The organism is Clostridium sp. OF09-36 (genome assembly GCF_003481985.1).
Lineage (GTDB): Bacteria > Bacillota > Clostridia > Lachnospirales > Lachnospiraceae > Brotaphodocola.
The window spans coordinates 1-1,098 of the sequence record NZ_QUMD01000086.1 but is presented as its reverse complement, the minus strand read 5'-3'; the positions used below and the strand labels follow the sequence as shown (position 1 = coordinate 1,098).

Annotated in this window: 1 protein-coding gene and 1 tRNA gene; both read right to left on the bottom strand. The window is 36.8% G+C overall.

The window, feature by feature from the left end:
- The coding region (locus DXA97_RS19770) for a hypothetical protein (RefSeq protein ID WP_147355619.1) at positions 1–739 on the bottom strand (739 nt) is incomplete at its 3' end.
- 53 nt (positions 740–792) lie between these two features.
- Positions 793–865, bottom strand: a tRNA-Ile gene (locus tag DXA97_RS19765).
- Between the last annotated feature and the right edge of the window lie 233 nt (positions 866–1,098).

The following is a 1,098-nucleotide window of genomic DNA, read 5'->3' as shown; positions in this document are numbered from 1 at the left end:
ATAATATCATTCTCACTACACACATAAATTGTTGTCTTAGGCTATATCTTGCCACAATAAAACCTTGATCAACATAAAAATCTATATAAATAGGATATATTATTCTATCTCCTCTTTCATATTCAGTATTTCCCTCTAACAGAATTCCAGAAAACAAAAATGATATAACCGATATTTTCCCCTGATCCGTATAAGTAAACTTATAGTTTGCCAATCCGAATTGTTCTGTATTTTTATATGATAAAATATCTTGTTGTGGGCATTGATCATATTTGTTTTTTAGAATCTGTGCGGCATCGTTTAAAGTATCATCCGGAATATAGATTCTTTTTAAGCAAAATTCTTTGCTACCTGATTTTACTGTATCTAAAACCCACTTATAGGTTTCTTTATAAACATCGGTCGATTCATCATCACCGGCATATTCCAAAACTTGACTAAGTAAATCAGCTTTCACCTCGCTTACTGGCATTTTATGATCAAGGCAAAAATTTTTTAACCGATAGCTGTGAATATATTCATCTGACAAACATTTCGCTATTTTTATCATATCGCACTCTCCAATCCGACATTTTTTTACATTATACCACATGTCGTACTGAAAATGCCATAACCAGTAACTAACTACCATATGTTTATCAGTGTTTGTATTATAGAACATTTGTTCGTTTACGACAAGTGTAATTATAACCAAAATTTCATGCTCTTTTTCTACTTGCAAAAAGGCACCCTTTTTCAAGGATGCCTCTTGCTTCCTGGAATGTCTTGGTGGAGAGTCCTAAAGCAGGTAAATTGGGACGGAAGGACTCGAACCCTCGACACGCTGGATATAAGCCAGACGCTCTACCAACTGAGCTACGTCCCATTAAGCACAGCCGGGTGTATGGGCCGTGCTGCAGTCTTTTGTGTGGTGACTGCCAACCAAATCCCCCGCCAGGCTGTAACACCCGGCAGGGGTGGGATTGTATTGTGTAATCAAATCAGCAAGCGAAGCCGCAAGCTGTATGCCTTTGGCTTCATGCTACACTATATCATTTTGATTCGTAACATGTGTAACATTCGTAACACAATTTATTTTTCACCCATAAATCTCAAATA